The organism is Rhizobium sp. BT04 (assembly GCF_030053135.1).
In the GTDB taxonomy this organism is placed as follows: Bacteria; Pseudomonadota; Alphaproteobacteria; order Rhizobiales; family Rhizobiaceae; genus Rhizobium; species Rhizobium binxianense.
Window position 1 is genome coordinate 1,125,560 of the sequence record NZ_CP125652.1, and the last position, 23,983, is coordinate 1,149,542.

A 23,983-nucleotide genomic window follows, 5' to 3' on the forward strand; every position below is an offset into this window, starting at 1 on the left:
CCCACGTCTGCCGGAACACACCGGACGCCAGCCACCGACCTATTGAAAGAGATCGACCACGCGGCGGGCAGAGCCCAATGCGAGCGTCCATCCCAACATGCCGTGACCGGCATTGATGTAGAGACCTTTGATGCGTCGGGAGGCGGCGATAATGGGCTTGGAGGTCGGAGTCATAGGCCTCTCGCCCGACCATCTCATCAGTTCGTCCGATCGCTCGAAAAGGTCGGGCAGCACTGCAGACGCGGCCAGCTTGAGCGTGTCGAAACGTCTGGCATCAAAACCGGCCCCGGGACGCTCGATGTCTGCCAGTCCGGCGACACGAAAACGGTCGCCGATGGCTGCAAAGGCAAGCTTTCGCTTGACGTCCGTCAGGCTGATACTGGGTGCTAGGCCAGTTCTCGGAATGGTGAGCGAGTAGCCTCTCACGGGGCGTATGTCCCGGGCCTCAGGCAAATCGGATATGAGGGAACCGATCTGCGGTCCTGCGGCAACTATGGCTGCGTCGACGCGAAGCTCGTCGCGGTCCTCGAACCTCAATCCTGTCAGCACGCCTCCCGTTTGGACGAAGCTCGAGACCTTCCTGCCGAAAAGCACCGACAGCTGCCGGCGCTCGATCATCCAGGCGGTGAGCTGGCGGCAATATCCGGCCGCATCCCCGAGGGCATCACCTGGAGTGTAAACGGCCCCGGCAATCTCTCCCTGATACGCGGCGAGCGCAGGTTCGATCTCTTCCGCCTCCACCCGCGTCAGCAGGCGCTGTTCGAAGCCAAGGGCGTTCTTGCGCGCGACACCGGAATCGGCGGCAGCAAAACTTTGCCGATCGGCGTAGAGATGCAGTTTTCCGGCGACACGGTAATCGAATTCGACATCGGTTTCCTTCAGCAGGATTGCGAGCTCGTGACGGGATTGTTCGGCAAGGCGCAGGATGTCCTGCGTATTGTTCCACCAACATCTGAACGGGGCATTGGCAATAAATTTCAGGCCCCAGCAGAGAAAGTCCCGGTCGAGTTGCCACTGGATGCGGAAGGCCGGATCGCGGCCCATCGCAATGGCTGGCAGATGCTTCAGCAGGGCTGGTGATGCCATAGCATCACCATAGGCCCAGGACAGCTGCGCGGCGTTGCCGGCACTCGCCCCCATGCCCGGCTCACTTGCCGCATCGATAAGTGTCACATCATGCCCCGCCCGGGCCAGAAGATAGGCCGACGATACGCCGATGACGCCGGCGCCGATCACCGCAACGCGCGCCATCTCAAGCCTCGTCGCCGACGACGGCCGCCAACTCGACCTCAACGGGAACCCCGCGCGGCAGGGACGTTACGCCGATCGCGATACGGGCATGCGCCCATCGATCCGGGAAAAGCTCTCGGAGCAGTTCCGAAGCGCCATCGACGACGGCGCCGTGGCGCTCGAAAGCAGCATCCGCCGCGACATAGCCCGCCAGCCGGACGAAGCCCAGAATGTTGTCAAAGCCGCCCGCAGCCCCCTCCAGCTGCGCAAGCGCATTGAGAAGCGCCCAGCGCGCGCATTCTCGCCCCTCTTCGATGGAGACGTCCGCTCCGAGGTGTCCGGTCTGCAGCACTACGCCGTCCTTCAGCGGCACCTGACCGGAAACGGTGATGACATTGCCGGTCCGCACAGCCCCGGAAAATGCACCTGGCGGCGAGGATGCTTCCGGCAGAGCAAGCTCGAGCTGTGCCAGCCGTTGGCGTACGCGATCGCTTCCAGCCGATGAAGCATCGCGTGCCTTGCGGACCGCCGCTTCTGCGCTGCGGTCGACGAAGGCCGCTATGATATTCCTGTCGAGTTCGGTCAGCCGGTATTCAGGGTGCCACTGGATACCGAGGCAAAAGCCGTCCGTCTCCCCTTCGAATGCTTCGATAGTGCCGTCCGGCGCCCTTGCAGCGATACGGAAGCGCCCGTAGCCAGCCAACGCATGGCGGTGCAGGCTATTGACGCGTGCCGGCCCCTTCCCCACCCAATCGGTCAGCACGCTGCCCGGCTCGACGATGATCTCGTGCGCCAAAACGTCGGGGATATCTTGCGGGATGTGGGATACGGCGGCGGCCGGCAGTTCGGTTTGAAATTTGCCTCCAAGGCATTCACCGATCAGTTGCATGCCGTGGCATATGCCAAGAAGCGGCTTGCCCGTTTTCAAGGCCTGCTCGACCAGCTGAATTTCGAACTGTCTGCGCGCGCCTGTCACCTCAGTCCCCGGCCGCGCACCGGTGAGGACGATCCCATCGGCGAGCGCCAACGCCGATGCCAGGTTCTCGGTGTTGTAAGGCAGGATCAACGGAATTCCCCCGGCCTCGGCTATGGCGTCCGCATAGTTGGCACGCACCACATACTCCGTTTCGGTCGGCGCATCAGGCGCCTCGCTAACATCGGGCGTCATGAGGATCACCGGCCAACGCGGTTCATGCGATTGCGTTGCATGCCGACCTGCGTTGCCCGTGGCAACGGTCGTTTCAATGGTCATGGTCTTGGCCTTGTGATGACGAGTTAGCGGGCGGCCGGAAGGGCTAGCCGGCGCGCGAGGACCGAGAAAGGCCAGGCTATCGCGAAATAGCAGAGGCCGACGGCAATGTAGATTTGCAAGGGCAGGAAATACTCGGTCGCCATTGACCGCCCGGTGAGGACCAGTTCGTTGACGGTAATCAGCGAAGCGAGAGACGAATCCTTGAGCAACGAGACGAAGGTGATGATCATCGGCGCCAGAATGACACGCGCGACCTGCGGCAGGATGATCAGGACGAAGCTCTGGGCCGGGGTGAAGCCCGCAGCCAACGCTGCCTCGCTCTGCCCGGCCGGTATAGCCTTCAGGCCGGCGCGGAAAAGCTCTGCGACCTGAGCCGCGAAACACAACGCCAGGCCTGCAATCGCCGCGCCGAAAGCATCAAAGACGATTCCGATACCCGGCAAGCCGAAATAAAGCAGAAACAGAACCGCCAGCAGCGGCACGCCACGCACGATCGTCACGTAAAGGGCCGCAAAATACCTTAGCGCCGCGAAACTGGATTTCTGGCAGAGCGACAGCAGCAGGCCAAAAACGAATGCCAGGGCAAAGGCACAAACGGAAAGCAGGGCCGTATTCACCATCGCCCGCAGCAGCAGAGGCAGCCATTCGACACCATAATCGCCATAGGGCGCTAGAAAAGCGCTCATCCTTTCAATCTCCCGTAACGTCTTTCGAGGAACCGCGTTGCCTGCATCAATGGCAAGCTCAGCAACAGGTAGAGTGCCGCCGCCGTCGCGTAGATCATTGTTGTCTGGAAGGACGACGTCACCATTGAACGGGCAAAGAACATGATTTCCGGCGCCGCAATGGCCGAGACGACGGATGTATCCTTGAGAAGCTGCACCGCGTAGTTCCCGAGCCCTGGAAGCGCTATCCGCATGGCCTGCGGCGTCAGGATCTCAAAGATCGTCTGGAGCGGGGTCAGCCCTGCGGCAAGCGCCGCCTCCGCCTGCCCACCCGGCAGCGCGGCGAAACCGGCGCGAAAGATTGCGCAGGTGATCGCCGCCCCGATGAGCCCGAGGCCGAGGATGGCCGCCGTGATCGACGTCAATTTCACGCCGAGGCTGGCAAGCCCGAAATAGAGGATGAACAGATGCGTCAAGGCCGGCACATTGCAGAGAATCTCGCAGCAGGCATCGATCGCCAGATCGATGAATTTGATCCCGGCAAATTGCCTGAGCAGGGCGAGAAGGAACCCGAAAGCGGCTGCGAGCGCCAGTGAGGCGACCGTGACGAAAACGGTTACGCCAAGCCCGGCGACGAGCCCCTCGACGACCGAGAAGAATAGGGAAAATCCGGTCATGACGCGCCTAGTGCCGGATCTTGTTGAGAAACGCTTTCGTGCGCGCTTCGCGGGGTGCGGTTATGACCTGGCGTGCCGGCCCGGTTTCGACGATGGTGCCGCCGTCAAGAAACAGGACGCGGTCGGCAATGTCGCGCGCAAACGCGATCTCGTGCGTGACGATCAGCATCGTGCGTCCCTCGGCCGCCAACTCCTCCATCACTTTCAGAACCTCCTGGACCAGTTCGGGATCGAGTGCGGATGTCGGCTCGTCGAACAGCATGAGCTTTGGCTTCTGGGCAAGCGCTCGCGCAATCGCGACACGTTGCTGCTGGCCGCCGGACAGCTCGAGCGGCGAGGCGTCGGCGCGGTGTGTCATATGGACTTTGGCCAACATCTCCAAAGCCAGTTCGCGGGCCTCGGCAGCTGGCAGATCGCGCACCTTGCGCGCCGCGATCGCCACGTTTTCCGTCACCGATAGATGCGGCCAGAGATTGAAGAGCTGGAAGACCATGCCCATCTCGGCGCGCTGCGGTGCAAGTTGCCGGTCGCTCATAACCTGGCCGTTGCGCACGCCGATCCGCTCGCCATCGAGGCGGATCTCGCCGGCACTGGGCTTTTCCAGAAAATTCATGCAGCGCAGACAGGTGGATTTCCCGGAGCCGGACGGACCGATCAGGGCAATCTTCTCACCCGGCGCGACATCGAAATCGATGCCTTTGAGAACTTCGATAGGACCATAGCTCTTGCGCAGGCCTGCAACGCTGAGAAGCGCGTTCATCGCCGTTTCCTTATGTGATCATATCTACAGCGCCGCGCGTCTTTTCAGACGCGCCAAGGACGCTGTAGCACTTTGAATTGCTGCATAATTTTCTCCTGAAATCGATTCCGATTGAAGGAATTATGCAGTAGGCGAAGAGGGTGGACGAAAGCCGCCGATTGCAGCTTCCGTCCACACCGCCGTTCAGCCGCCAGCTGCGCAGGACGGCAGCTTGTAATCTGCGGGGCGATCGACGCCGGCGCGGAAGTTTTGACCCACGGGCTTGAACCAGACATCCGACGACAATCCGTAGCGGGCGCCGATTTCCTTCATCTCGCAGGTCTTCCACATGTCGGCGATGATGGCGTCCATCTTCTGGCGCAGATCGTCGTTCTTCTGGTTGAGGCCATAGACGACCTGGCCGAGACCGGTCAGCAGCGGGAAATCCGGACTGTTATCGGTGAAGGCAAGGAAGTGCATATTCCAATCAGGGTTCTGCTTGATGGCGTAGGAGATCACCGGCGGATCGCCGATGACAGCGTCGATGCGCCCGGCGATAAGATCGCGCACAGCCGCATCGGAAGTGTCATAGAGCGAGAGCTGGAGATCTTTGATGCTCTTCAATTCCGGAATGAACGAAAAGCCGGTGATCGTACCGATCTTCTTGCCTTCCAGGTCGGAAAGCTTGTCCCAGCTCGTCTTCGTCGATTGCATGATGCCGTTCTTGAAGTAGTGGATCGGCTCGGACAGAGTCATGATTTTCGTACGTTTTTCGGTCCAGCCCATGGTGCCGAGCATGACGTCGACGCGGCCCGACTGAACGGAGGCGATCGTACCCGACCATTCCATGAGCGCAGGCTGAATCTTGAGGCCGAGCTTGTCGGCAATGCGCTGCATGATTTCGCCGTCATAGCCTACCAGCTTCCCGTCCTGCCAGCCGGAGCCGGGCATGTCGCCGGTGAAGGCAACCGTCAGCTTGCCCTGCTCGGCAAGTTCGAAAGCATTGGCGATAGATGAAAGGGACATGAAGCTGCCTGCCAGCAGAGCGCACGTCACCATCCTTCTCGAAAGAGAAAGTGCCATTGTTCTGATCCTTGATTTGTTGGTTCCCCGGTCCGGTGGTTTCTGTCCCCGGATGTCGCGTTCGACGAGAGCAAACTTGACACTGAAGACTGCCGCTGAATTTTATAAATCAGACATTTTCTTTGAAAAAAGGACATGGTTGTTCTATCATTGCCGTGCGCCATGATCACATCCGAGGAACCTTCCGAAATATCTGCCAACGAGCCGGACTATGTGCGCTGGCTCGACGATCTTTGGGCCGAGCGACTTCTGGTCGCACGCGACCGAAAAGCCGATCTCTCTGTCGGCATTCTCCTCTGGCCGACCTTCCCGATGATGTCGCTGACGGGTATCGTCGAGCCTCTCAGGCATGCGGCGGACTTTGCCGACAATTCCCGTCCACTACATTGTCGCTGGTCGATCATGGGGGCTCCGGGCCATGCGGCGGTCGCTAGCTGCGGCATCCGGGTTCACGCCGATGCGCCCTACATTAACCCGACCGACTTCGACTACGTCGTGGTTATCGGTGGCCTCCTGCCACATCTGCGCGCCGCACCTAGCAAGCATCGCGACTATCTCAGGGTGGCGGCATCGGCAGGTGTCCCGATAATTGGCGTCTGCACGGGCGCCTTCATATTGGCGCAGGAGGGACTGCTCGCCGGACGCAGGGCGTGCGTTCATCCCTTTCACGCGGAGGATTTCCGGATTGCCTTCCCGCGCCTTGCCTTCTCCACGCGCGATGACTTCCTGATCGAAAACGGCCGCATTACCGTGCCTGGCGGCGTATCGATCCTGTCGCTGATGACTGAACTCATCCGCACGCATTGCGGACCGGATCGGGCGGCCAAGGCCGTGCACCAGCTTTCGCTCTCGGAGCAGAAGCACATGAGCGCCTTCGATCACGGCCGCGCCACGACATTTCGCCGCACAGAAGATTCGCGCATACAGCGAGCCGTCGTGCTCATCGAGAGTCGGAAGGGTCGCGACGTCTCACCGGAACAGGTGGCCTCTCTGGTCGGCCTGTCACCACGCCAGTTCGCGCGTCTGTTCCAGGACAATATCGGCATGACTCCGAAGCGCTTTATCGTCGAGACGAGATTGCGCTATGGCCGGTTTCTGGTCGAAAACAGCACACTGCCCATGACGGCGATCGCCTTTGAAATCGGATTCTCCGACTCCGCCCATTTCGCGACCGCTTTTCGCAAGAAGTATGGGAAGCCTCCCAGGAGTTTCCGCTGATCTTTGTCGAGTCACCACAAACGGCAGGATCGAAAACCGACTTCGACGCTATTGCGATTTAATCGGATGCGATTTATATAGAGATCATCGTCAGAAAGCTTCGACAGGATGGACCGATGCCGACATCTAAAGCAGCTAAGGGGCCGGATATGCCTGCGCCCACTTCCTCGCCAGCGGGCAAGGAAGGCAGGAAACTTTCGAATTTCCTGTGCTTCGCGGTCTATTCGGCCAATCTCGCCTTCGGCCGCGCCTATAAGCCGATCCTGGACGCGCTCGGCCTGACTTATACCCAGTATATCGCCATTGTGGCCCTCTCCGAGGAGGACGACCAAACGGTCGGCATGCTGGGGGAAAAATTGTTCCTCGAATCCAACACGCTGACGCCGATTCTCAAGAAGCTGGAGTCGGTCGGCTTTATCACCCGCCATCGCGATCCCGCCGATGAACGGCAGGTGCGCGTGAGCCTGACGACGGCGGGACGCGATCTCCTCGAAACCGATCCCAGCTCCGAGCTGATCGCCGCCACCGGTCTCGGCGAAGACTTTCCCGTCGTACAACAATCGGTGACGCGGCTGCGCGACAACCTGTTGCGGGCGCCGGTCGAACCGGCAAAATCGTGATCGCGGCACATGTCAGCGCCTGGTGACATGCCCGAAATCGCAATAGGCGCCCTGATCGGGAATGGGACCGTCCTTCTGGCCAGGCGAAATTCGCAGCGCCGGACGCACCCCGATCGTTGGAGCCTGCCGGGAGGCCATGTCGAAGACGGCGAAGATGCCGAGACGGCAATGCGCCGGGAATTGCTGGAAGAAATCGGCGTGACACCACAGCACTGGCAGTTGGCCGCAAAGTTCCGGTCGGAAGGCCCGCCCGGGGCATCCGCCACCTTCCATGTCTATATCGTAGACCGCTGGCATGGTGTCCCAAGGCTTGTCGATGATGAACACACCTCACTGCGATGGTTTACCGCCGCCGAGATAGAATGCGAAACCGAGTTGGCATTGCCGCAGCTCAGCAAAATACTCGCAAACCTTGCCTCGCAGGGCAGCAAAGACTGAAACCGCGTCGCACGAAGCCGATTCCGCACAACGCAGCTTTGCCTTACTGGCGTAAGGTCCGGAACGCCGTCCTGAGCTCAGCCGTCATGGCCATGGGCTGTTCCCAGGCGGCAAAGTGACCACCCTTCTCGAGCCTGTTGTAGTGAATGAGCTTCGGATAGGCCTTCTCCGCCCAGCTGCGCGGCGCCGCATAGATCTCGTCGGGAAAAACGCTCACGGCAGCCGGGATCTTCACGCCCCTGGGATCGAAGAAGCCTCCCGACGGGAAATGCGCGTTGTCCCAGTAGAGTCGCGCCGAGGAGATTGCGGTATCCGTCAGCCAGTAGAGCGTGACGTTGTCGAGGATGTCGTCCTGCGTCAGCCCCTCCGGTTTTCCATCAAAAACGCGGGCGATCATCTGGTAGCTGCGAATGTCGTGGTCGAGCATCCATGCCGCCAGGCCGACCGGCGAGTCGACGATCCCGTAGAGCGTCTGCGGCCGGTTGTTCATCTCGATGGCATAGCCGAGCCCGTTCTTGTAGAAGTCGTCGAGCTGGACCCAGGCTTGCTTTTCCTCAGGCGAAAGACCCGCGGGCGGCGGCCCGCCGGCTCCGAGCGCCTTGGCGATATCGGCCGGAACCGTGGCCGCCATGTTCGTGTGGATGCCAAGCAATCCCGGCGGCTCCTGCAGAGCCATCAGCTCGGTGACCGCGTTGCCCCAGTCGCCGCCCTGCGCCACGAATTTCGTGTAGCCGAGGCGCTGCATCAGCGTCGCCCAGGCGCGTGCGATGCGAGGAGGATTCCACCCCGGCGCCGCCGGCTTGCCGGAGAAACCGTAACCCGGCAGCGACGGGATCACCACGTCAAACGCGTCCGCTTCGCTCCCGCCATGCGCGGTCGGATCGGTGAGCGGCTCGATGATCTTCAGCTGCTCGACGATCGATCCCGGCCAGCCATGGGTGACGATCAAGGGCAACGCATTGTTGTGCTTCGAGCGGACGTGGATGAAATGAATATCCAACCCGTCGATCTCGGTGACGAATTGCGGCAAAGCATTGAGCCGCGCCTCCATTTTGCGCCAGTCGTAATCCGCCGCCCAGTGGTTCGCCAGCTTCTGAATCGTCGCGAGCCGCACGCCCTGCGTGTCGTCCGTGACCGTCTCCTTATCGGGCCAACGGGTCGCCGCCACGCGCCGGCGCAGGTCGTCCAGCTGCTCTTGGGGGAAGTTGACGCTGAAGGGGCTGATCGCATCGCCGTTCGCCTGCGCGCCGCCCGCCGCAGCAAGCAGGCTGACGGCCCCGGCGGCGGCCGTCGCCGCAAGCAGCTCGCGCCTTGTAGGCGATGATAGGGATGTCGGTGACATGACGCTCTCCTCTCCGTTCGATCTGTTGAATGGGACGAGGGGACTGGCCGACCTCGTTGTTAGGGCAGGTCATTCGCGTCTGGCCGGGACTATGCGCCTGGGCAATCCCTGGGTCAACTTGCCCGGTCAGGCTATGCGACAGTCGCCACGACCGGCCTTTCCGGCCGGCGCGATGACCGCGCGGCCACTACGCCCTCCTCCATCATCTCGGCCGCCTTGGCATAACCGCCGCCCATTCCGTCGAGGAAATGCAGGTGTGACTCCGACCGGCCGGATGGCACGAGGCAGGTCATCAGCGCATGCGACTGGCGGTGCAGCCCGAAATCGATTTCGCCGCGCTCCCTTGCAGCAACGAGGATGGCTTCAACGCTGTCGATCTGGTCCGCCGTGCAATCCAGCGTCAGGCGCAGGCCGTCGTCGAATTTGCGGAAATCCGAATTGGAGGCGACCTCCGACCACCGTTGCGCATCGACCTGCCCCCCGCTGATACCCGCGACATCCCCGGGCAGCGGATGAGATCGGCGCGGCGCGGCATCGAAAACCTCGAGCAAGCGCTTCGCCAATGCCGCAAAGACGTTGGGATTCGTGTGGTCGCGCGGCTCGACCAGCAGCGACAGGATCTCGCCGCGCTGGCTCGGGAACGGCGCCCAGTCGCAGCTCAAGCCTCTGAGGTCAGGCCTCATTGCATAACGGCCGGGCTTGATCAGAAAGCGGCCGTTCTTGATCTGCTGCTCCGCCCATTTGAGCCCGCCTCCGGCAAACATCGCATAGATCGCGCTCTCGGAAGCGGCATAGCGCGCGGTCCTGACGTCGCGCCCGTTCGCGCGGATTTCGCCGACGGTGACGAGCCCGACACGCAAGTCGAGATGAAGATCGGTTTTGGCGAAGCCCGCCACATCACGCAAGGCCGATGTCGCGGCCATGATGCCGTTCGCCGGCAAGGCGAAGGCTGCCCCGTCTCCGCGAAACACGAAGGGAAAATCGAACGAACCCCAGGCATTGCCGAGGGCGGCAATGATTGATGCACCGGCATAATTGACGTCTTCATAGCGCCCCGATCGGATCGCCGCGGTCGAGCTGACGACGTCGGTGATGCCGATCAGCCAATCGTCCGGCAGCGGCTCGTAGACATCAGGATCGAGCACAAGCGAAAACTCGTCATAGGCCTGGCGCGGCTCCGCGTGGCTGTTGGTCATGGCATGTTCTCCGGATCGGCAGCTTTGGCTGCTGGCTCAGAAACGGGCCTACCGCCTTTCGGCAGACCCCCGCTTGAAGATGACGGCGACGAGGCCGCCCTTCCCGTTCAGACAAGCCTGGTGTCGACGTCGATATTGCCGTGGGTCGCCTTGGAATAGGGGCAAATGCCATGGGCTGCCTCGATCAGTTCCTGAGCGATGGCGCGATCAATACCCGGCAGGCTGACATCAAGGCGTGCGCGCAGGAAGAAAGAACCGTTATCGGCATGGAGAGAGATCTCGGCATCGACCTCGGGACCGGCCGGCAGCGCGATCTTCCGCTGCGCGGCGGCGAGCTCGATGGCGCCGATATAGCAGGCCGACCAGGCGGCGCCGAACAGGTTTTCGGCCGCCGGATGCGGCTGCGGCAGTTTGATGTCGAGCGTGCCGTCGCTGCTGCGTGCATAGCCGTTGCGGCCGCCGGCGATGTGGGTCTTGCCGGTGAAAAGAAGCTTCTCGGTCATTGTCGTATCCTTTCGGCTTGATCAATTATAACGCATCCGCTTAAATCGGATGCGCCTTAATATGCCGAGATGAATTCGATGTCAACAACATTCCGATTTAATCGGATACGATTTGTTTCGCTCGCGAACGAAGGACGCGGATAGTGCCGTCTTGCCTGGGAACGAGGCCCTCTATAGGCTCCGCCTTGGCTCCTGAGATTTGACTGGGAAGGCGGAGAATTGAGATGTCCTCCATAGACGGGCTGACAGGATGCAACTGCCCATGACACATTCCGCATCCGGTAAAACGCGACACGCTTTAGCGCCCCCGGGCGAGGCTCAAACCTTCTCTTTTTTCCTGGTCTTTTCCTTCGGCTCGACCGGCGCATCGGGCGTCGGGGCCAGAAGCTTGCGCAGCGACGCGATCTTGTCCTTCACCAGCGGTCGGAAGCGCGTCGCGCGATAGGGCATGTCGGCGGCACCGTAACCTTCCGGCCCGTCATCATTGCCGCGATGGATTTCCGCGAGCTTTACCCCGATGAAGGTGCCGTCGACATAATGGGTATATTCGCCCACCCAGCGGATCGTATAGATCTCGCCCTTGCGGATGAGCTGGTCGATGCTGACATGCTTGAAGGTATCGTTGATGCAGACGACCTTCTGGCCGACGTGAAAATCATAGCTCATGGATCAAACTCTCAAACGGCAATCCGCCCCACCGATCTATACCGCGCCCGGCCCGGCCGGGTCTAGCCGCCGCGACAACAGCCGCACCGCGCCGACGGTTTAAGGCGAATGCATCAGTCGCAATAGACCTTGCCGCCCTTGCGGGAGCGCAGGTCGAAGTGGAAGTGGTTCCAGTGTTCCGGGTTGCTGCCCGGCCCGAGCACGGTATTGAAATAGCGGCAGCTATCGGTGCGCACTGCCTTCAGCAGCCGGCCCTCGCGCAGCGAGAACAAGCCCTTCTTGCGCACGTCGATCTCGTGGCCGTTCTTCAGCACGAACTTGCCGACGTCGATGGCGTTGCCGCGGGCGTGTTCCGACATCGGATTGTATCGCTGCCGGCTGTTGTTCATGCGCCGGCAGGAATAGCCGCCGAGCGGCTGGATCGTCCTGATGCCGCTCCAATAGCGATAGCGCGCCGACGGCGCCAGCTCGTTCTTCACCCATTTGGCGAAGGCGAGCGTTACCTGGCAGTTCAGCGTCACGGCCGGCTGCACGCCGATATTGCCGGAGAGCCCCTTCAGCGACACCGGATACGGCACCTGGCAGGCCGGGCCTTGCGAGATCGGCGGCTTGTCGTCGAAGAGCACGCCCATGCGCTTCAGCTCGCGCCGGCAGGCAAGCTCGGAGGCCGGCATGACGCTGGGATCGACGGGTGCTGCCGGTTCGCTCATCATCGGATTGTTCGGCCGCAGCATCGCGACCTCTTCGCTCTCATCCTCTTCGGGAACACGGGCCGGCGCCACGACCGGGCTGCCGTCGCTCCAGGCAGGCGCCCGGCTCATCTGCGCTTCTGCCGCCGGCTGCGGCATGGGTTGCCGCAGGGCCCGCGGTGCGGGCTGGCGCCCGGGCTGGTTCAGCTGCATCGGATTGTCGGTGCCGATGCCGTCGACGACGGGTTCGGTGGCGTTGCCCTCGGCGATCTGCTGCTGTTGCTCCTGCGCCAGGCCGACGACCGGCTCGGCTCCGAGCTCGTCATCCATGTTGACGCCGCCGGAAGGGATCGCAAGGTTCTGCGTGCCGCCCCAGTTGCCGCTCGGCTGGCCTGCAGCCAGCGCCTCGTCGCTGTCGATCATCGGCAGTCCGCGCGCACCCCGTGCGCCCGCCGACCCCGGCGCGCTGCGCGCCGCCGGTGCTGCATGGCCGGTGCCGGCAAGGTTCGGCGTATCGAGATAATCGACGGAACCCTGGCTATTGCCGACAGGCGCGCTGGAAACGGGATAGGAGGCCTGGCTCTCCACCGGCGCCATCCGGACGGAAGGCGCCATGCGCGCCGCCCCCCGTGCCGGCGAGATCGAGCTGACCCTGGTGCCGCTGTCGACATTGGCCGGCGGCACCAGCCCATCGCTGATCGAACAGGTCGTCAGCGCCACCGAAAGCAGCACAGGCAAAAGGGATCGCCGAGGAAAGGAAACAAACGCCATACTCTTATCGCTTCCGCAGGCCGGCAGTGACCAAAAAAACTCGGTCCAATTTTAATTAAAAACGGTGAACGAAAACTTACCGGCACAATCTGAACGCGACGGAACTGCAAAAGGCCGCTTCCGCGGCCTTTCATCTGTCGTTTCATCTGTCTTTAACTCACGCTGCCCGTGTGTATCGGGCTTCAAGCGATTGCCCTGCCCCACGCAGGCGGAAGTTCGAAAGCAGCGTCTTCAGCTGGGTGCTCTCATCGGCGAGTGTGCGGCTTGCCGCCGTCGTCTCCTCGACCATGGCCGCATTCTGCTGCGTCATCTGGTCCATATGGTTGACGGAACCATTGATCTCGTTGAGCCCCGTCGACTGTTCGCGCGCCGCCGTCGCAATCGAGGCGACGTGGTCGTTGACCTTATTGACCAGCGACTCGATCTCCAGCAGCGCGTCGCCGGTCGAGCGCACCAGTGCCACCCCGCCCTCGACTTCCGCCGCCGAGCGGCTGATCAGTTCCTTGATCTCCTTGGCCGCATTGGCCGAACGCTGGGCGAGTTCGCGCACTTCCTGGGCGACGACCGCAAAGCCGCGGCCCGCCTCACCTGCCCGCGCCGCCTCGACCCCGGCATTCAGCGCCAGCAGGTTCGTCTGGAAGGCGATCTCGTCGATCACCGAGATGATCTGGTTGATGCGGCTCGACGATTCCTCGATCCGGCCCATCGCCGTCACCGCATTGCGGACGATATCGCCGGAGCGGCCGGCGCTCGCTTTGGTTTCGGCCACCATCTCGCGCGCCTCGTTCGCCCGCTCGGATGCCGTTTTGACCGTCGCGGTGATCTCGTCGAGCGCTGCCGCCGTCTCTTCGAGAGCCGCCGCCTGCTGTTCCGTCCGCTTCGACAGATTGCCGGTCGCCTCGCTGATATCGGAAGCACTTTCGTTGACGACATGGCTCGATTCGGCGATTGCATGGATGACGCCGTTCAGCGCATCGACGGCGGCGTTGAAATCGCCCCTGAGCTTGGCGTAATCCTCGCCGATATCGCCGATCGCAACCGTCAGGTCGCCGCCTGCGAGCTTCTCCAGGCCGACGCCGATCGCCTGCATCGCACGGGTCTGCCGCTCGGAAGCCGAACGCAGGCTTGCCTCGTTGCCGCGGCGTTCTTCTTCGATCTGCTGCTGCCGTTCGTCTTCCCGTCCGCGCAGCGCGCTGCGCTCGTCGACGGAATCGCGCAGCACCAGCAGCGCCTTGGCCATCTGGCCGATCTCGTCGCGGCACTCGCTGCCGGCGATCTCCACCGATGCTTCTTCTTCCGCAATCGCATTCATCGCCGTCTTCAGCCGGGCGATCGGCGCCGTCACGCTGCGCACGATGGCATAGGCGATGGCAACCGTGGCGGCCGCGCCAAGCAGGCAGAGGACCGCCGCCCAGATCGCATTCTGGCGATAGAGCGCGGCAAGGTCATCGGCGTAAACACCGGTGCCGACGATCCAGCCCCAGGGCTCGAAACCGGCAACATAGGAATATTTGAGAACCGGCTCATCGGCGCCCGGCTTCGGCCAATAATAATCGACGAAGCCCTTGCCGTCCTTCTTGACCTTGTTGACGAATTCAACGAACAGGAACTTGCCGTTCGGGTCCTTCATCTGCGAGATGTCGGTGCCGTTCAACTGCGGCTTGATCGGGTGCATCACCATGGCGGGACGCATGTCGTTGATCCAGAAGTAACCGTCCGTGCCATAGCGCATCGCACCGATCACGTCCTTGGCCGCTGCCTGCGCCTGCTCGCGGGTCATCGCGCCCGCCTGCTCCATCTTGTAATATTTGTCGAAGATACCGAGCGCCGTCGCCTCCATCTTCTCCAGCCCCGCCTTCCGCTCCGCTTGCAGCTCGGAATAGGAATAGTTCAGAAAAAAGACCATGGTCGCCGCAAGCACGGCAAGCGTGAAGCCGACGAGGCAGTAAAGGCGGGTGGAAATCTTGACGTTGCGCATGAGGTTCCCGGCGATTCTATATGTGAAATCCATCACATTCTGAACCACCGGAATTACCGGAGCGTAAAGCTTAATTAGGAGATGATCAAATAACGTAAGGTGAGGTGCCGGTTGTAAAATTCAACCAGTTGAAATCGAACCAAAATAAATCGGTGCGGCTCACCGTCTTTTACAGCTCACGGTCTTTGCACTAGGCTGCTCTCCAGTGAATCGCCCCCTCAGATGGAGAACCCTTGATGACCGATGCCGCCAAGCCGAGAGGCGAACTGACGCTGCGCACGCTTGCCATGCCCGGCGATGCCAATCCGGCCGGCGATATCTTCGGCGGCTGGGTCATGGCGCAGATGGACCTTGCCTCCGGCATCCGCGCCGCCGAGCGCGCCAAAGGCCGCGTCGTCACCGCCGCGGTCAAGGAAATGGCCTTCGAGCTGCCGGTCAAGATCGGCGATACGCTGTCGGTCTATACCGATGTCGAGCGTGTCGGGCGCACCTCGATCACGCTGATCGTCGAAGCCTGGGCGCACCGCTCGCGTTACGCCAAGATGGAAAAGGTCACGGCCGGCACCTTCATCATGGTGGCGCTCGACGAAGAGGGAAAGCCGAAGCAAGTCCCCGAAGAGTGACAGACCGGGGATCGACAGCATGGAAACGGTCAGCTCGCCGGAGGTCTTCCTTCACATCAAGGTGGTGATGGGCATGGTCATCAGCCTTTCGCTCGCCAGGGTGCTGACCGGCGTTGCCGGCATCGTCCAGCATCCCGGCAAGGCGAAAGTCTACCCCGTCCATCTCGGCTGGGCGCTGTCTCTGTTCCTGTTCATCATCCATATCTGGTGGTGGGAATATCGCCTGCAGGCCGTGCCGGTCATCGGTTTCGGCATCTATCTCTTCCTCGTCTGCTTCTGCAGCCTGTTCTTCCTGCTCTGCGCCCTGCTCTTCCCGGCGAGCCTCGACGAATATGGCGGCTACGAGGAATATTTCATTTCCCGGCGCAAATGGTTCTTCGGCATCCTCGGCCTCACCTACGCCATCGATATCCTCGACACCGCGATCAAAGGCCACGAGCGCATCCTCTCGCTCGGCTGGGAATATCCCGCCCGCAACATCGTCTACATCCTGCTCTGCGCCATCGCCGCCTGGACCCCGAACCGCCGCTTCCACACCGCCTTCGTCATCGTCAACCTGATCTATCAGGTGAGCTTCATCTTCCGGCTTTATGATGTGCTGGGGTGAGATACGATCCCGCGAAGCGGGAGCAATCGATCCAGTGAATCGATTGCAGCATCGAACGCCCTGAGCCAAGCGAAGAGCCGGCCAGCAACAAACTCCACAAGCCTTCACCTCAAAGCCCGCACCCTCTCTCGAGCCTCGTCCTGAGGTGCCCCGCAGGGGCCTCGAAGGACGAGGCTGGCCACCCCCCTCGGAAAATACGGATGCCGGCGTAGCGCCCAGCCACCCGCCCCCGTGGTTCGAGACGGCCCTTCAGACCTCCTCACCATGAGGGCTGGTCGGTGTGCCGCGGGCACCTCCGCCCCTCACGCCTTCAAAAACTGAGAGCCCTTATCAAACCCCAATCCCGGAAAAATCTTCCCCGTCAGGTCATCCACGCCAACATCGAACTGCCTGTAAAGCATCGCCGCCGCCACCTCGCGCACGTCCGCCGTCGGCATCAAATCGCGGTCGTCAAGCAGCTGGCCATCCCCAACTCCGGGCCAGCGGCCGAGGATGCGGCCGCCGTTGATGGCGCCGCCTGATAACAGCGCGCAGCCGCCGGTGCCGTGGTCGGTGCCCGCTGAGCCGTTCTGGCGGACGGTGCGGCCGAATTCGGTCATGGCAAGCACCACCGTTTTTGACCAGATCTCCGGCCCGAGCGTGGTCTTCAGCGTGTTGATCGCCTGCGCAAGGTCCTGCACCGGCCGCTTGAACTGGCCGGCCTGGCCGATATGCGTGTCCCAGCCTGATATCGAGAAACTGGCGATGCGGTAATCGCCCTTCAGCATGTGGGCCGCGAGTGCTGCCACATCCGCAACCTTCTCGCCGCGCTGGCCGTCCGGCTCGACCATCATCGAAGCGGTGTCGGCCCGCGTCGCCTCGGCGAGGGCAGCGGCAAACGGCGGATCGCCGGCATAGAGCCGCGCCAGGAATTGCATCTCGTCGCGCGCCGGTGCCAGATTGGAATCCGAGGCCCAGACGTCGACATTGTTCGGCCCGGAGAGGATCAGCTCGGTCGAAGTGTTGACGTCGATCGCCCTGCGCGCATCCGAGCGCGGAATGACAGCGAGCGCCCGGTTCAGCCAGCCGGTCTTTTCCTCGGCGACATGTTCACCGCCTGACTCCAGCATGTCCTGCCCGTCGAAATGGCTGCGCTGGTCGCGATAAGGCGTCGACACCGCATGCACGAAGGCGAGTTCCCGACTCTTCCACAGCGGCATCAGTTCGGCGCCGGCAGGATTGAGGCCGAAATGCCCGTCGAGATCGAGAAGCCCGGTGTCGGGCGTCAGCGCCAGGGTCGGCCTGAGCGCGGCAAAACCGGCATCGCCATAGGGCTGCACCAGATCCAGCCCGTCCATCGCGCCGCGCAGCACGATGGTGACGAAACGGTTGTCACCCGGCATCGCCGCGAAGGTGACCGGCGTGAAGGCGGGGGCGGCGGCGAGACAGCAGGCCGACGTCAGAAAGCCGCGGCGGGAAAGCAGGATCTGGCTCATGGGCAGACGCTCCTATCGGCGATTGAATTCGGGGGATGCCAGCACCAGCGTCAGCCCACTGATCTTGTTCGGCGCCTGCGACACCACGCGGATCGTCTCGTCGCGCGCCGCATCGGCAAGCGTCGACTTGAGGAACTCGCGTGGATCTTCGTCGCGGCCGAACTGCGCTGCGGCCCGCCTTGCCCAGGCCAGCCGCTCGGAGAGCTGGCTGCCGGTGATCCAGGCCGAAAAACCTTCCTCGAAGCCGGCCGGGCTCGGCGGCAGCCAGGTCGGCTGGCCCATGCGCTTCAACGCGCCCTGCCCCAGCGCCCGCGCCGCACGGAAGGCCTTGAGGCGCTTATCCCTTGCCTCGCCGGCGGGATCCGTCGTCACCGGCGCCCCTGCCATGCCAGGCGTATTCGCCGCCATGTCTCCCTCTTCCGTGCCCTGCTGGTTGGCCGCCAGGAAGCTGCCGACGACGCCGTTGACCGGCCCCGCATTCAAGGCCCTGAGACCGGCGACGACATAATCGAAGGGCTGGCGCGCCTTGACGCCCCCGTCGCGCCAAGCGGCGGGATGGTCGAGCATGGCGGTATAGACGGCCGTCAAATCGCCGCCCGTCTTCTTCCAGGCCGCAGCCATATCGGACACCATCCCTTCATCGGGCTGGTCGGAGACGAAATGCACCGCCAGTTTGCGGCTGATATGCGCCGCCGTTTTCGGATGGACGGCGAGATCGTCGAGCATATCGAGATAATCGTCGCGCGAGCGCCTGCGCCCGCCGTAGCTGACGCCGAGCACCGCATGGGTGCCGGGCTCGGAAATATTCGGCCGGAAGGCGATGTCCATCTCCTTGCGGTCGATGGTGAGCCCCGTCAGCACCATCGCCGCCGCCGTGACATCCGCCTGGGTATAACCGCTGCCGGCGCCGAGCGTGTGCAGCTCCAGCAGCTCGCGGCCGAGATTTTCGTTCAGCCCCTTGTTGCGCTTGATGCCGCCGGCCGAATCCGGCCCGAGCGACTCCGCCTGGTCGAGATAGATCAGCATGGCGGGGTGAGCGGTGGCGCTTCGCAGCAGATCGCCGAACCTGCCCGATATGAACGGCCGGATCGCCTCAGCCTCGTAGAGCGGCACGATGAGACGCATCGGCAGGCTCTTGTTGGCGCTGGTGGAGAAGTGATCGGTCCAGAAGGTCGCCAGCCGCTCGTAAAAACCGTAGGGCGACAGCACCGCCTGCATCAGCCGCAGGTTCGAATCGTGCTGGAACTGCTGCTGCGCCTGCCGCTGCACGCCCTTGCGCATCTCGCGCTGCGTCGTGTCGTCGGTCACCGTTTTGGCATCCTCCCGAATCTGCGCCAGTTGCGACTGCAGGCTGAGGATCGCCCGATGGCGCATGTCGGGGCCTCCCATGGGAAAGTCCGGCATCGCGGCCGCCCCCTCGCGCAGCTGGCCGATGAGCTCGTCCTTGCTCTCAGGCGGCGCCTCGCCCGGCCGGAAGCCATAGCCGAACCGGATCGCCGCCATAGTCGGGAAAGACAGGCTCATGGCAGTTCACCTCCTGATCACTGCTGAAGCAATTCCAGCAAAAGTGCACAGCGGTTTTGCGCCCGGAATTGCGCAAAACAAAAAGCTAGAGGTGACAGGCTGCCAGCCGATTGCGACCGCAATCTGTAGGAAATGCGGCGATATCGAGACATGGACGATTTGTAATCTATTGAAAAGGCTAAATTTTATGCACGGAAGATGAAGGATGCTCCGATCGCGATCAGGGCGAAGCCGATCGCATGGTTCCAGGTCAGGTTCTCGCCGAGCCAGAAGATCGAGAAGCCGGAGAAGACGATCAGCGTGATCACTTCCTGCATCGTCTTCAGCTGCGCCGTCGTATAGACCGCCGAGCCGATACGATTGGCCGGCACCGCCAGGCAATATTCGAAGAAGGCGATGCCCCAGCTGACGATAATGGCCAGGAAGATCGCGCTGCTTTTATGCTTGAGATGCCCGTACCAGGCAAAGGTCATGAAGATGTTGGAGGCAAACAGCATGACGACGGGCCAGACGGCGGCGGGAGAAAAGGACATGGGCTAACTCGGGGGCTGTGAAGGAAAACTGATCCGGCGAGATACCGGCGGGCCTTACCTAGCACGCTGTCGTTCGGCGGCAAATCCCGGGGCGCGGACCGATCGTCTCATGCCATCGAGGCGGCAGGCATCGCCGGCGACAGCAAGGCCGAATTGCCTGCCCCGAAGCATTCGGGGAGACGAGAACGCAAAAGCGCCTGTATCAATCACCTCGAAATTTGCTACTTCATGTTGAAAGGACTCTATGCGCCGGACCAGGCTGCGTCGATGTTATCAGGGGAGCACATGGATAATACAGCCGAGATGCCGCAATCCATGACTTTACCTTTCCGCCACTTCTGGCGGCGCTTTGCGGCTTTCGCTGTCGACATCATCATCTTTCAGGCCGCCATCCTCATAGCAGTCCACTACATTTCAACGGTTTTCCCGCTGGACTTCCGTTTTCCCGGCCGGACATCCACTTGGTGCACCGAAGCGATCCCCAGTCAGCTTGCACAGCGAATTGAAGCGGGATGGCCGTTGCCAACAGACGAAATTCGTACCAGCGAGATCTGCGAGGTAGGTCAAATCGGTTCGACGACGGAGAGATATCTACGGACAGGCAACAAAACCGAAGATGACTTTTGGACATCAGGCCAGGAGTTGACCATCCCTCTAGATGCAGACAACAATCCGGTGGTCCAGCCCATGCCTGCCTATTCCAGCTTGATATCAGGCATAGTCAATACCGTGCTGATCGCGCTAGCTTTCGCCTGCTTTTCGGCGAATGGCCGCCGCACATTCGGAAAGGCGGTTTTCTTCCTGAGAGTACAGTCAGTCGACGGTAAATATCCCGACATCGGCGCCGCGTTTAAACGCGAAATCCTCAAATTTAGCCCGTTTCTCCTTATTAGCGCTGTCGTTTTCGTAATCTCGCTGTTTCCGATCTATCCGACGCAAGATTTCGAGGCATTGCTTGACATGGTCCGCGACGGATATACGCCTCCGGACAATGACACTACCGAGCTGTACGTCATCTGGGCAACGGCGGCCATGGCCTGGTGGCTCTTGCCGTTCGTCTGGCGAGGACATGCATTTTACGATCACATCTGCGCCTGCGAGGTGGTGAATGCTTGAAAGGCGTTCGCAATCAGGCGGCCAGGCAAAAGAAAGCCCGGCGACACCAGCCGCCGGCCTCTTTAGCTCTTGCCCGGCACCCTGCCCCGGCACGCCCACGCCACCGACGCAAACGATCGCGGCCCGTCCGGCTCGCCCGCCTCATATGCCGCCCTGACCGCATCGCCGACGGCCTTCCGCTTGGCCGGGTCCAGACCGGCGACATATTTGCCGAGCGGCCCCTCGCCGGCAGCGATTGGTTGCCAGTAGTCCTCGAAGGAGCCGTATTCCATCCGGATCAGCAGCGACGTCTCCTCGACGTCGACAAGGCCCTGGCTAACAAAGCTCTCCCTCATCTCCCCAGGCCGCATCATCGGCTGGAAACAATATTTGCGCCGCAACGGCAATGCATGCTCGTCAAGCATCGCCGCCGTGTCCCACATCATCCGCATACCTGACATGCCGCCATAATGATCCCAGACGGCTGCCGCGACCATGCCGCCCGGGCGCACGACACGGGCCATCTCGGACACCGCCTTTCCCGCTTCGGGCACGAAATGCAGCACGAGCAGCGACATCGCCCGGTCGAAGCGGCCGTCCTCGAAGGGGAGCGCGCAGGCATCGGCCTGCCGTATCGTGATCCGTGGATCGGTATTGCGCCGTTTCGCCGCCTCGACGAAAACCGGCGAATAGTCGACGGCGACGATCTCTCGCAGGCCAGGCGTTTCCGCCAAAGTAAATGTCAGGCTGCCGGTGCCGCAGCCGACATCGAGCACACGATCACCGCCCGCAAGGCCGGCGAAATTGATCAGCATCGGCGCCAGCCTCCTGCTCCAGCGCCCCATCAGCCGTTCATAACCATCAGCACTTTCGACATTGAAACTCGACGGCATCAAAGCCTCCCTTTCAAGGACGCAGGTCTGCCGTCAAACAATAGGATTCGCCGGCGACTGTGCAAGCGGGCTTCTCCCAGGTGGAAGCGGTCAGGCTAGGCGTCCAGGCGCCCGCCTGCGGAGGAGGCGCCAAGCGCCGCCTCTGTTCCGAAGCGGCCGTGAAGCAACCCCCGATCGATCCGCTTCCAGCAAATATCACCAAGCGGCGACATCGCCGACGCGACGACTAACTCAGCCCGCCGCCTTACCGAGCACACTCCAATCGAAGCCCCGCGCCCAGTCGGCGTAGCTGTGCCAACCGACCTCAGGAAAGTCGCGGCGCAGGGCGGCGATATCGGCGTCGTAGCCTGTACGGTCGAACCATTCGAACATCAGCGCCGTATCCTCGCTCTGCTGCCGTATCGCCGCGATCGGCAATTCCCGGTAAGTGATTGGGCGGCCGAGCACCTCGGACAAGATGTTCGCCTGCTGTTCGCCCGACAATTCGTCGCCGGCAATATCGAAACGCTTGCCGAACACCTGTTCGCGCCGTTCGGCCAATGCCGTGACGAAAGCGCCGATGTCATCGATGGTGATCTGCTGCAGCACGCGCGCCGGCGCCAGCGCGGCGGCGTAGACGCCCTGGCGCAGCCCGTCGATCGCCCAGGGCGCCACGGTGTTCTCCATGAAGGCGACGGGCGCACTGATTGTATAGGGAATGCCGAGGCCGGCGATATGCTTCTCGATCAGATATTTGCTGTCGAAATGCGGAATGCCGGTCTTCTTGTCGGCATCGGCGACGGAGGAATAGATCAGGTGGCCGATGCCGGCGGCCTTTGCCGCATCCGCGACCGTGATGCCCTGGCGGGTTTCCGCCTCCGTCCCGGCCTCGTAGCTGCTGCCCATCAGGAACATCGTGTCGATGCCGCTTGCGGCTTTGACGACGGATGTTGCATCATCGAGATCGCCGGCGACGACCTCGACGCCTGCAGCATCAAGCCGTTTCGCGCCTTCGCTGTCCGGCCGGCGGCTGATAGCCTTGACGCGGTGTCCCCGCGCGATCAGCGCGCGCAAGACCGCGCCGCCCTGCTGGCCGGTGGCGCCTGTGACCAGAACGTTTCGTGTGTTGCTCATCTGTCTGCTCCTTGTTGTGACGGATGCAGCAAAGTTAGGGCCTGTCGCATTGAACCATAATGGCATATAGTTGGGAAACATCGTGCCATCCCAGGATACAATGCTCGATCTCAACGATATCATGATCTTCGCCCGCGTCATCGAGGCAGGCAGCTTTACTGCCGCGGCGCGCCTGCTCGGCATGCCGAAGACGACGGTCAGCCGCCGCATCGCCACCCTCGAGCGCGAACTCGGCGTCCGGCTGCTGCAGCGCACCACCCGCAGCCTCAACCTGACCGATGCGGGCCGCCTCTATTATGAAGAAAGCAGCCAGGCGCTGCGCACGATCGAGGGCGCCAACCTGCGCCTTGCCGAAGCGCGGGCGGAGCCCGCCGGCACGATCCGCATATCGGCGCCCGTCGGCTTCGGCGGTCCCTTCCTTCAGGAGGCGATCTTCGATTTTCTTTCGACCTACCCGAAGACGAGGGTCGAACTGCGGCTGACCGACGACAGGCTGAACCTTGTCGAAAACGGCATAGACCTCGCCTTCCGCACCGGCATCCTCGAGGATTCGACGCTGATCGCCCGCAAGCTCGGCTCCACGCACAGAATCCTCTGCGCCAGCCCCGAATACATAGCCCGCTGCGGCACGCCCGACCACCCGGCGGATCTCACCCGCCACGACTGCGTCATCGCCGGCCAATCCGCCCATACGCCGTGGCTGCTCGAAGGCCCGCACGGCCGGGAGACGGTCTCGGTCTCGGGACGTTTCGCCGCCAATGAAATGCAAGCGGTGATGGCCGCCGCGATCGCCGGCTACGGCATCGCCCAATTGCCCTACCGAGTCGGCCAGACCTGCATCAAGGACGGCCGGCTGTGCCGCGTTCTCGACGGTTACGCGACCCCGGTCGGCGGCCTGTACGTCGTTTATCCCAGCAGCCGGCACCTGCCGCCTTTGGTCAAGTCCTTCATCGAACTTGCGGCCAGCCGGCTGGATGCGGGAACCGACGGCAACGACGAATTTGTGATCGTGTCGCCTTAGCCCCGACATCCGCCGGGATGTTGCTATCCTCT

At 62.2% G+C, this 23,983-nt stretch carries 24 protein-coding genes; 7 read left to right on the plus strand and 17 right to left on the minus strand.

Going from position 1 to position 23,983, the window contains the following annotated elements; all coding sequences use genetic code 11:
• Positions 1 to 39: 39 nt before the first annotated feature.
• The 6 genes from QMO82_RS14105 to QMO82_RS14130 all read right to left on the minus strand — a co-directional run bounded on the left by QMO82_RS14105 (position 40) and on the right by QMO82_RS14130 (position 5,646).
• Positions 40 to 1,251 (minus strand): FAD-dependent oxidoreductase, encoded by a 1,212-nt coding sequence (locus tag QMO82_RS14105; protein WP_183606955.1) that lies wholly within the window; start codon positions 1,249 to 1,251, stop codon positions 40 to 42.
• A gap of 1 nt (position 1,252) precedes the next feature.
• Positions 1,253 to 2,482 carry an Atu1372/SO_1960 family protein gene (locus QMO82_RS14110; RefSeq protein ID WP_183606954.1) on the minus strand — a complete coding sequence of 410 codons (1,230 nt, stop codon included), beginning with the start codon at positions 2,480 to 2,482 and terminating at the stop codon, positions 1,253 to 1,255.
• A 23-nt stretch (positions 2,483 to 2,505) separates the two neighbouring features.
• Positions 2,506 to 3,168: an amino acid ABC transporter permease gene (locus tag QMO82_RS14115; protein ID WP_183606953.1), complete on the minus strand. Its 663-nt coding sequence runs from the start codon at positions 3,166 to 3,168 to the stop codon at positions 2,506 to 2,508.
• A complete protein-coding gene (locus QMO82_RS14120; RefSeq protein ID WP_183606952.1) occupies positions 3,165 to 3,824 on the minus strand; it encodes an amino acid ABC transporter permease in 660 nt (219 codons plus the stop codon). Before QMO82_RS14120 ends, QMO82_RS14115 begins: the two co-directional genes overlap by 4 nt.
• Positions 3,825 to 3,831: 7 nt before the next feature.
• The gene (locus tag QMO82_RS14125; protein ID WP_183606951.1) at positions 3,832 to 4,584 is read right to left on the minus strand and encodes an amino acid ABC transporter ATP-binding protein; all 753 of its coding nucleotides are present in this window, start codon (positions 4,582 to 4,584) and stop codon (positions 3,832 to 3,834) included.
• Between the two features lie 183 nt (positions 4,585 to 4,767).
• Positions 4,768 to 5,646, minus strand: a complete 879-nt coding sequence (locus tag QMO82_RS14130) for an ABC transporter substrate-binding protein (protein ID WP_183606950.1) — start codon at positions 5,644 to 5,646, stop codon at positions 4,768 to 4,770.
• A gap of 162 nt (positions 5,647 to 5,808) precedes the next feature.
• Between QMO82_RS14130 and QMO82_RS14135 the strand changes: the two genes are divergently transcribed.
• From QMO82_RS14135 to QMO82_RS14145, 3 genes are all read left to right on the plus strand, one after another.
• Entirely contained in the window at positions 5,809 to 6,864 is a 1,056-nt protein-coding gene (locus tag QMO82_RS14135) for a GlxA family transcriptional regulator (protein ID WP_183606949.1), read from the plus strand.
• A 116-nt stretch (positions 6,865 to 6,980) separates the two neighbouring features.
• A complete protein-coding gene (locus QMO82_RS14140; protein WP_183606948.1) occupies positions 6,981 to 7,484 on the plus strand; it encodes a MarR family winged helix-turn-helix transcriptional regulator in 504 nt (167 codons plus the stop codon).
• 27 nt (positions 7,485 to 7,511) lie between these two features.
• Positions 7,512 to 7,922 (plus strand): NUDIX hydrolase, encoded by a 411-nt coding sequence (locus QMO82_RS14145; RefSeq protein ID WP_183606947.1) that lies wholly within the window; start codon positions 7,512 to 7,514, stop codon positions 7,920 to 7,922.
• 43 nt (positions 7,923 to 7,965) lie between these two features.
• On the opposite strand, the gene QMO82_RS14150 is transcribed toward QMO82_RS14145, so the two are convergent.
• The 6 genes from QMO82_RS14150 to QMO82_RS14175 all read right to left on the minus strand — a co-directional run bounded on the left by QMO82_RS14150 (position 7,966) and on the right by QMO82_RS14175 (position 15,067).
• Entirely contained in the window at positions 7,966 to 9,264 is a 1,299-nt protein-coding gene (locus tag QMO82_RS14150; protein ID WP_183606946.1) for an epoxide hydrolase family protein, read from the minus strand.
• Positions 9,265 to 9,395: 131 nt separating this feature from the next.
• Positions 9,396 to 10,460, minus strand: coding sequence for a DUF3095 family protein (locus tag QMO82_RS14155; protein ID WP_183606945.1), 1,065 nt, complete (start codon positions 10,458 to 10,460; stop codon positions 9,396 to 9,398).
• A 107-nt stretch (positions 10,461 to 10,567) separates the two neighbouring features.
• Positions 10,568 to 10,963, minus strand: coding sequence for an Ohr family peroxiredoxin (locus QMO82_RS14160; RefSeq protein WP_183606944.1), 396 nt, complete (start codon positions 10,961 to 10,963; stop codon positions 10,568 to 10,570).
• Positions 10,964 to 11,281: 318 nt separating this feature from the next.
• A complete protein-coding gene (locus QMO82_RS14165) occupies positions 11,282 to 11,629 on the minus strand; it encodes a CAP-Gly domain protein (RefSeq protein ID WP_097619117.1) in 348 nt (115 codons plus the stop codon).
• Between the two features lie 113 nt (positions 11,630 to 11,742).
• On the minus strand, positions 11,743 to 13,089 hold the full coding sequence (locus QMO82_RS14170) for an extensin family protein (RefSeq protein ID WP_183606943.1): 1,347 nt from the start codon (positions 13,087 to 13,089) through the stop codon (positions 11,743 to 11,745).
• 157 nt (positions 13,090 to 13,246) lie between these two features.
• Positions 13,247 to 15,067, minus strand: a complete 1,821-nt coding sequence (locus QMO82_RS14175; RefSeq protein ID WP_283196648.1) for a methyl-accepting chemotaxis protein — start codon at positions 15,065 to 15,067, stop codon at positions 13,247 to 13,249.
• 236 nt (positions 15,068 to 15,303) lie between these two features.
• Here QMO82_RS14175 and QMO82_RS14180 point away from each other — a divergent pair, with 236 nt between their 5' ends.
• Both QMO82_RS14180 and QMO82_RS14185 read left to right on the plus strand, forming a co-directional pair.
• Entirely contained in the window at positions 15,304 to 15,690 is a 387-nt protein-coding gene (locus QMO82_RS14180; protein WP_183606941.1) for an acyl-CoA thioesterase, read from the plus strand.
• Positions 15,691 to 15,709: 19 nt separating this feature from the next.
• Positions 15,710 to 16,297 carry a hypothetical protein gene (locus QMO82_RS14185; protein ID WP_183606940.1) on the plus strand — a complete coding sequence of 196 codons (588 nt, stop codon included), beginning with the start codon at positions 15,710 to 15,712 and terminating at the stop codon, positions 16,295 to 16,297.
• A gap of 302 nt (positions 16,298 to 16,599) precedes the next feature.
• On the opposite strand, the gene QMO82_RS14190 is transcribed toward QMO82_RS14185, so the two are convergent.
• The 3 genes from QMO82_RS14190 to QMO82_RS14200 all read right to left on the minus strand — a co-directional run bounded on the left by QMO82_RS14190 (position 16,600) and on the right by QMO82_RS14200 (position 19,829).
• Positions 16,600 to 17,772 carry a DUF1501 domain-containing protein gene (locus QMO82_RS14190; protein WP_183606939.1) on the minus strand — a complete coding sequence of 391 codons (1,173 nt, stop codon included), beginning with the start codon at positions 17,770 to 17,772 and terminating at the stop codon, positions 16,600 to 16,602.
• A 12-nt stretch (positions 17,773 to 17,784) separates the two neighbouring features.
• Positions 17,785 to 19,296, minus strand: a complete 1,512-nt coding sequence (locus QMO82_RS14195) for a DUF1800 family protein (protein ID WP_183606938.1) — start codon at positions 19,294 to 19,296, stop codon at positions 17,785 to 17,787.
• 185 nt (positions 19,297 to 19,481) lie between these two features.
• Positions 19,482 to 19,829: a DMT family protein gene (locus QMO82_RS14200; RefSeq protein WP_003560330.1), complete on the minus strand. Its 348-nt coding sequence runs from the start codon at positions 19,827 to 19,829 to the stop codon at positions 19,482 to 19,484.
• A gap of 285 nt (positions 19,830 to 20,114) precedes the next feature.
• On the opposite strand from QMO82_RS14200, the gene QMO82_RS14205 reads away from it, so the two are divergent.
• Positions 20,115 to 20,945: an RDD family protein gene (locus tag QMO82_RS14205; RefSeq protein ID WP_183606937.1), complete on the plus strand. Its 831-nt coding sequence runs from the start codon at positions 20,115 to 20,117 to the stop codon at positions 20,943 to 20,945.
• 62 nt (positions 20,946 to 21,007) lie between these two features.
• Here QMO82_RS14205 and QMO82_RS14210 read toward each other — a convergent pair whose 3' ends face one another.
• Together QMO82_RS14210 and QMO82_RS14215 are read right to left on the minus strand one after the other, a co-directional pair.
• On the minus strand, positions 21,008 to 21,817 hold the full coding sequence (locus tag QMO82_RS14210; RefSeq protein ID WP_183606936.1) for a class I SAM-dependent methyltransferase: 810 nt from the start codon (positions 21,815 to 21,817) through the stop codon (positions 21,008 to 21,010).
• Positions 21,818 to 22,048: 231 nt separating this feature from the next.
• Positions 22,049 to 22,930 carry an NmrA/HSCARG family protein gene (locus QMO82_RS14215; protein WP_183606935.1) on the minus strand — a complete coding sequence of 294 codons (882 nt, stop codon included), beginning with the start codon at positions 22,928 to 22,930 and terminating at the stop codon, positions 22,049 to 22,051.
• Positions 22,931 to 23,030: 100 nt separating this feature from the next.
• Between QMO82_RS14215 and QMO82_RS14220 the strand changes: the two genes are divergently transcribed.
• The gene (locus QMO82_RS14220; protein ID WP_183607678.1) at positions 23,031 to 23,951 is read left to right on the plus strand and encodes a LysR family transcriptional regulator; all 921 of its coding nucleotides are present in this window, start codon (positions 23,031 to 23,033) and stop codon (positions 23,949 to 23,951) included.
• The last annotated feature ends 32 nt before the right edge of the window (positions 23,952 to 23,983 follow it).

Excerpts from the sequence above, each read along its gene's own strand:
- QMO82_RS14105 (WP_183606955.1), bottom strand. The coding sequence starts at position 1,251 with ATGGCGCGCGTTGCGGTGATCGGCGCCGGCGTCATCGGCGTATCGTCG.
- QMO82_RS14110 (WP_183606954.1), bottom strand. The coding sequence starts at position 2,482 with ATGACCATTGAAACGACCGTTGCCACGGGCAACGCAGGTCGGCATGCA.
- QMO82_RS14115 (WP_183606953.1), bottom strand. The coding sequence starts at position 3,168 with ATGAGCGCTTTTCTAGCGCCCTATGGCGATTATGGTGTCGAATGGCTG.
- QMO82_RS14120 (WP_183606952.1), bottom strand. The coding sequence starts at position 3,824 with ATGACCGGATTTTCCCTATTCTTCTCGGTCGTCGAGGGGCTCGTCGCC.
- QMO82_RS14125 (WP_183606951.1), bottom strand. The coding sequence starts at position 4,584 with ATGAACGCGCTTCTCAGCGTTGCAGGCCTGCGCAAGAGCTATGGTCCT.
- QMO82_RS14130 (WP_183606950.1), bottom strand. The coding sequence starts at position 5,646 with ATGGCACTTTCTCTTTCGAGAAGGATGGTGACGTGCGCTCTGCTGGCA.
- QMO82_RS14135 (WP_183606949.1), top strand. The coding sequence starts at position 5,809 with ATGATCACATCCGAGGAACCTTCCGAAATATCTGCCAACGAGCCGGAC.
- QMO82_RS14140 (WP_183606948.1), top strand. The coding sequence starts at position 6,981 with ATGCCGACATCTAAAGCAGCTAAGGGGCCGGATATGCCTGCGCCCACT.
- QMO82_RS14145 (WP_183606947.1), top strand. The coding sequence starts at position 7,512 with ATGCCCGAAATCGCAATAGGCGCCCTGATCGGGAATGGGACCGTCCTT.
- QMO82_RS14150 (WP_183606946.1), bottom strand. The coding sequence starts at position 9,264 with ATGTCACCGACATCCCTATCATCGCCTACAAGGCGCGAGCTGCTTGCG.
- QMO82_RS14155 (WP_183606945.1), bottom strand. The coding sequence starts at position 10,460 with ATGACCAACAGCCACGCGGAGCCGCGCCAGGCCTATGACGAGTTTTCG.
- QMO82_RS14160 (WP_183606944.1), bottom strand. The coding sequence starts at position 10,963 with ATGACCGAGAAGCTTCTTTTCACCGGCAAGACCCACATCGCCGGCGGC.
- QMO82_RS14165 (WP_097619117.1), bottom strand. The coding sequence starts at position 11,629 with ATGAGCTATGATTTTCACGTCGGCCAGAAGGTCGTCTGCATCAACGAT.
- QMO82_RS14170 (WP_183606943.1), bottom strand. The coding sequence starts at position 13,089 with ATGGCGTTTGTTTCCTTTCCTCGGCGATCCCTTTTGCCTGTGCTGCTT.
- QMO82_RS14175 (WP_283196648.1), bottom strand. The coding sequence starts at position 15,067 with ATGCGCAACGTCAAGATTTCCACCCGCCTTTACTGCCTCGTCGGCTTC.
- QMO82_RS14180 (WP_183606941.1), top strand. The coding sequence starts at position 15,304 with ATGACCGATGCCGCCAAGCCGAGAGGCGAACTGACGCTGCGCACGCTT.
- QMO82_RS14185 (WP_183606940.1), top strand. The coding sequence starts at position 15,710 with ATGGAAACGGTCAGCTCGCCGGAGGTCTTCCTTCACATCAAGGTGGTG.
- QMO82_RS14190 (WP_183606939.1), bottom strand. The coding sequence starts at position 17,772 with ATGAGCCAGATCCTGCTTTCCCGCCGCGGCTTTCTGACGTCGGCCTGC.
- QMO82_RS14195 (WP_183606938.1), bottom strand. The coding sequence starts at position 19,296 with ATGAGCCTGTCTTTCCCGACTATGGCGGCGATCCGGTTCGGCTATGGC.
- QMO82_RS14200 (WP_003560330.1), bottom strand. The coding sequence starts at position 19,829 with ATGTCCTTTTCTCCCGCCGCCGTCTGGCCCGTCGTCATGCTGTTTGCC.
- QMO82_RS14205 (WP_183606937.1), top strand. The coding sequence starts at position 20,115 with ATGGATAATACAGCCGAGATGCCGCAATCCATGACTTTACCTTTCCGC.
- QMO82_RS14210 (WP_183606936.1), bottom strand. The coding sequence starts at position 21,817 with ATGCCGTCGAGTTTCAATGTCGAAAGTGCTGATGGTTATGAACGGCTG.
- QMO82_RS14215 (WP_183606935.1), bottom strand. The coding sequence starts at position 22,930 with ATGAGCAACACACGAAACGTTCTGGTCACAGGCGCCACCGGCCAGCAG.
- QMO82_RS14220 (WP_183607678.1), top strand. The coding sequence starts at position 23,031 with ATGCTCGATCTCAACGATATCATGATCTTCGCCCGCGTCATCGAGGCA.